Raw genomic sequence first — 4,874 nt, 5'->3', positions numbered from 1 at the left:
TTGCTCGCGGCTCTTTTGCCCGTCACAAACGATCAATAGGGACCGTTGGCGCGGGCTCAGCGGCGGCACCCGCTCTTTGAGAGCCCGTTGGCCCGCTACAGTTTTCTGGGGTTTCATGTCATCTGCTGGCTCAGGTGGTTAGGGCAACGCTGAATAGTCCCATGATCCTCGACCGAGTGGACGATGGAATACGGGACGCACGGGGAACTGCCCGAGCGTTGCCTCCGCTCTATTTTCCCTGACCTGTGGGGGTCGACGCTCCCGGGGAAACCCCGGCAGCCGCCTTTGCCTCGGCACCCACGGCATCCGCCCCATGCTTCTCACCCCCCATGTCGATGTTTGCACCGCCTTGAAACAAGGCGAACATCGCCAGCGCGGCAAACAACGCAAAGCCCAGGATCCATTTCCCCATATTCGTTCTCCAGATAGAAAAAAGAAAGCCCCCAGCAGAGGGCTTCCGATTACGCCGGGTCACCGAAAGGCAACCCCAGCGGCGGTCGAGACATCAGTCGTTGGCGTAGATGTCGACGTCCTTGGTCTCGCGAATGAACAAGGTGCCGATGACGAAGGTCATACCAGCCACAATGATCGGATACCACAGTCCGTTGTACATGTTGCCGGTTTGCGCCACGATGGCAAACGCGGTGGTCGGCAACAGTCCGCCAAACCAACCGTTCCCGATGTGGTACGGCAGCGACATAGAGGTGTAACGGATGCGGGTCGGGAACAACTCCACCAACATCGCCGCAATCGGGCCATACGCCATAGTGACCAGAATCATCAGGTAGACCAGGATGGCGATGACCTTGACCTTGTCAACCTTGGCCATATCGGCCTTGGCCGGATAGCCTTCACGACGCAGCGTTTCGATCACGGCCTTCTTGAACTCTGCATCCTTGGCTTTCGCTTCCTCGGGCGGCAGGCCTTTGCTGGAATAGCTGGGGATCGTCTCGGAGCCGATCTTGATCACCGCTGGCGATCCTGGGGGAGCCGGCTCGTTGGTGTAGCTGACCGAATTGGTAGCCAGGACCTGCTTGGCGATGTCGCAGGAGCTGGTGAACTTCGCAGTGCCCGTCGGGTTGAACTGGAACGAACATTCGGCTGGGTCAGCGACCACCACCACCTTGGCCTTGGCTTGCGCAGCAGCCAAGTCGGGGTTCGCAGCCTCGGTCAACGCCTTGAAGACCGGAAAATAAGTCAGCGCGGCGAGCAAACACCCCCCCAAGATGATGGGTTTGCGGCCGATCTTGTCCGACAGGCTCCCAAAGACAATAAAGAATGGCGTACCAATCAGCAAGGCTGCGGCAACCATCAGGTTGGCTGCCTGCAGATCAACCTTCAGCGATTGGGTCAAGAAGAACAGAGCGTAGAACTGGCCCGTATACCAAACCACGGCCTGTCCCGCCGTGAGGCCAAACAGCGCCAACAGAACGATCTTGAGGTTCTTCCAGTTGGCAAACGATTCCGTCAGCGGCGCCTTCGAGGTCTTGCCTTCGGCCTTCATCTTCGCGAAAGCCGGCGACTCGTTCATGGACAAACGAATCCAGACCGAGATTCCCAGAAGCAGAACCGAAATCACAAACGGCACGCGCCAGCCCCAATCGGCGAAATCTTCCTTGGACATCGCCGTTTGGGTGCCCAGAATAACCAACAACGAAAGGAACAGGCCCAGGGTCGCCGTTGTCTGGATCCAAGATGTGTACGCGCCCCGCTTGCCATGTGGCGCATGCTCGGCCACATAGGTCGCAGCGCCACCGTATTCACCCCCGAGAGCGAGACCCTGCAGCATCCGGAGGCTAATGAGGATCACCGGAGCGGCGACACCGATGCTTGCATAGTTGGGCAGGACGCCGACCAGGAAGGTCGAAGTGCCCATGATCAGAATCGTCACCAAAAATGTGTACTTGCGCCCGATCATGTCGCCGAGGCGGCCAAACACGATGGCGCCGAAAGGACGAACAATGAAGCCAGCCGCAAAGGCCAACAACGCAAAAATGAAAGCCGTATTGGGGTCGAGCCCGCTGAAGAACTGCTTCGCGATGATCGCCGCGAGCGAGCCATAAAGATAGAAGTCGTACCATTCGAACACGGTGCCGAGGGAGGAGGCAAAGATGACCTTCTTTTCCTCCGGCGTCATCGGACGCGGTGCTGCTGTTGCTGTTGCCATTGTGTCTCCAGTGTAGAGATGTTGCGAGAAAGCGGGCGGAGTGTTCGTGCCGGGCCTGACGAACAACTGACGCTCACTGGGTTTGCGACCGAGATCCGGACGGATTCAGGGTAAATCCCTAGGGAGCCGATACCGCGCTCATCACCGCGCGCATCACCCCTCCGGGTCCGTGCCCAGCAAATAAGGCCGCTGTGCCTTCACCAGGATGATGCTGCAAGGGGCATCCATGGCGACACGAATGGGCACGGTCGCCAAGAAACGCTGCAGCTGCAGCCCGTGCGTGGCCGCGCCCATGACGATGAGACTGACCTGGTTGTGCTCGGCATAGCGCAGCAAGGCACGTGCGACATCGACATCCTCCAGCACGTGAAACGACACTTGGTGCGCGGCAACATCAAGCGGCTGCGCCCAACGACGCAGCATCTCCTGCAGGCGCTGGTGGACGCGAACCTCGCTGTGCTCGCTGTCGGTGGTGCTGATGTCGCCAGGCGATACGACGGTGACGCACGCGAGGCGAGCCCCCGGTCGTGCACCGAGGGATCGGCCCACTGCCTGTCGCAGGGTAAACAGCGTCTCGTCGCTCACATCCGTGTGCGGAACGGCGACCATCACGATAGGCACTTCTGAAATCCTTCGGGTCGGCAAGGGGCTGGGCTGGTAGTGCTTGCCGGCGGCGCGTAGCCAGCGCCGGGCATGCTCCAAAAAGCCCGCGCCCCGAAGTCGCTCGCCGAGCTCGGTAATCTGCACCTGCTGAGGGTGCGACAAGTCGAAAGCCAGATGCGCGGCAGAGGGGTAGCGTTGATCGGCCTCGGGCTCGAGGCAGCGCAAGATCACCTCTTGCAGCCATTTCGGCAGCTCCGGCCTCAAAGCACGGGGCGGGCGTGGATCGGCCCACATGCGCTGGCGCAGACCGCCCTGCGTTCGCGGAGCGCCAAACGGCAGGCGCCCGGTGGCGAGTTGGTACAGCATGACGCCAAGGGCAAAGATGTCACTGCGCGGGTCGCCGCGCACACCGACGATTTGTTCGGGCGCGATCCAGGCGGGCGAACCCACGGCTTTTCGGAACTCCTCGGCAAGCAGGTCGGGATAGTGAGCGTGCCACGACAAGCCAAAATCCAGCAATACCGCCTGCCCGTTCGGACGAATCATCACGTTGGCCGGCTTGAGGTCGAGGTGGCAGGCATCTTGCTGGTGTAGGCCATGCAAAGCCCGCGCGGTTGCTGCGCCCAGCCGCGCGATGTCCTCGACGCTGGCCAGGGGCTGATCGCTGCCAAGCTCGGGAATCCATCGCTCCAGCGTCTGGCCTTCGACGTATTCCATGACGAGGTAAGGCAAACGCGCGAGATCCCCCGCGGCCACAAAGCGGGGGACCATCGGCCCGGTGAGCACCTGCAACAACCGGTGCTCGACCTCAAAACCGATCAGGTTTTCCGCCCCATCCCCCGCCGTCATCTTGGGCACCTTCATCACCATGGGGAACCCCGGGTCAGGGGCGCCATTGGCATAGTGCACCCGGTAGATGTCGGCCATGCCGCCGCTGTGGATGCAGTCCCCCACCCGAAAACCATCCATCTCGGTGCCCGTATCGAGTCTTTTCATGTTCCCTCCAACAGCCGCTGGGCATAACGCTCGGGCAATCCCGCGCGCCGAATCGAAGCAGCGGCCGCGACGTGGTCGTACGGCACGCGGAAAAACCGCAACTGCCCCCGTTCAAGGTCGAGCCCGGCGTACATTGCCCGGACATCGCCATCGCGGGGCTGCCCCACTGACCCCACGGTTCCGAGCCATCGGCGATGCGACGGCACTGGAATGGAAACGCCCGGCTGCGGCTGAAACACGACCAGACGCCCACCAGCACCCTGGTAGTAGAGCGCCTGACGATGGACGTGCCCGCCAAAGACATAGCGACTGTCGTGGGCCTGGACCGCAGCCTCGAGGCTGCGTGCGGCCGCCCCGACGTCGTCCACGTAGTACCAGCGCTCGGGGTGTAAAGCGCTGGCGTGGACCAGCAGCATGGGGCCGACCACCTGCGTCAACGGCAAACCTTCGAGAAAGCGCAGTTGATCCGGCCTGAGTTGCGCGTGCGTCCAGGCGGCACCGGAGTCCCCCTCCCGCTGCGTTTCGGTCGGTGGGCGTAGGGCCATCTGGTCATGATTACCACTCACGACCCAGGCCCCCTGTTCCGCCAGGTCCATCACCCGGTCGACAACTGCCTCAGGATCACCGCCGTAGCCGACCAGATCGCCCAAAAAGGCAAAACGCTCAGCGCCCTGCGTACGAGCGTGGGCAAGGCATGCATCCAGGGCATGCCAATTGGAATGAAGGTCCGATAAAAGGGCGATTTTCATGCGTTCGCTGCGCTTTCAAGGCCGCCGAGCGCCCGGCTGCGCCGTTGCAAGGCCGAGCTGACGCCGGCACAACAGTAAGGCGACAAGCTGACGCCAGCAATACAAACCAGCGCGCCAACACGAAGACGGATTCAGCGCTGCCTCAAGACCGCTGCGTGCGCTGCACGCCCACCGGCCAGCCTTCGGCCGCATCCCACAGCGCATCGGGCAGGGGCGCTACGCCCGCGAGTTGCTGGCGCAGCATCGGCAGCGCATCGAAACCCCAGAACAGCCGGCCATCGACTTCGCAAGTCGGCACGCCAAACACGCCGCGCTCCAGCGCCTCGGCGGTATGGGCGCGCAGCCGCTCGCGCGCGGCC

The 4,874-nt window shown here is 62.3% G+C and carries 4 protein-coding genes; all 4 read right to left on the bottom strand.

Features of this window, described 5'->3' with window-relative positions:
- Positions 1 to 505 precede the first annotated feature (505 nt).
- Positions 506 to 2,167, bottom strand: coding sequence for an MFS transporter (locus JHC36_RS10135; protein ID WP_287918717.1), 1,662 nt, complete (start codon positions 2,165 to 2,167; stop codon positions 506 to 508).
- A gap of 153 nt (positions 2,168 to 2,320) precedes the next feature.
- Positions 2,321 to 3,766: a serine/threonine protein kinase gene (locus tag JHC36_RS10130; protein ID WP_287918715.1), complete on the bottom strand. Its 1,446-nt coding sequence runs from the start codon at positions 3,764 to 3,766 to the stop codon at positions 2,321 to 2,323.
- Positions 3,763 to 4,515 carry a metallophosphoesterase family protein gene (locus JHC36_RS10125; protein ID WP_287918713.1) on the bottom strand — a complete coding sequence of 251 codons (753 nt, stop codon included), beginning with the start codon at positions 4,513 to 4,515 and terminating at the stop codon, positions 3,763 to 3,765. The genes JHC36_RS10130 and JHC36_RS10125 overlap by 4 nt, the downstream gene beginning before the upstream one ends.
- A 142-nt stretch (positions 4,516 to 4,657) precedes the next feature.
- A partial coding sequence (locus JHC36_RS10120) for a DsbA family protein (protein ID WP_287918711.1) occupies positions 4,658 to 4,874 on the bottom strand: 217 nt, incomplete at its 5' end.

Origin of the sequence: Tibeticola sp. (assembly GCF_022759015.1) — a bacterium.
Taxonomy (GTDB): domain Bacteria; phylum Pseudomonadota; class Gammaproteobacteria; order Burkholderiales; family Burkholderiaceae_C; genus Tibeticola; species Tibeticola sediminis.
Note: the sequence above shows the minus strand (reverse complement) of the source record. Positions and strands in the feature narration are given on the sequence as shown.

Coding starts and splice junctions, on each gene's coding strand:
- JHC36_RS10135 (WP_287918717.1), bottom strand. CDS start 2,167: ATGGCAACAGCAACAGCAGCACCGCGTCCGATGACGCCGGAGGAAAAG.
- JHC36_RS10130 (WP_287918715.1), bottom strand. CDS start 3,766: ATGAAAAGACTCGATACGGGCACCGAGATGGATGGTTTTCGGGTGGGG.
- JHC36_RS10125 (WP_287918713.1), bottom strand. CDS start 4,515: ATGAAAATCGCCCTTTTATCGGACCTTCATTCCAATTGGCATGCCCTG.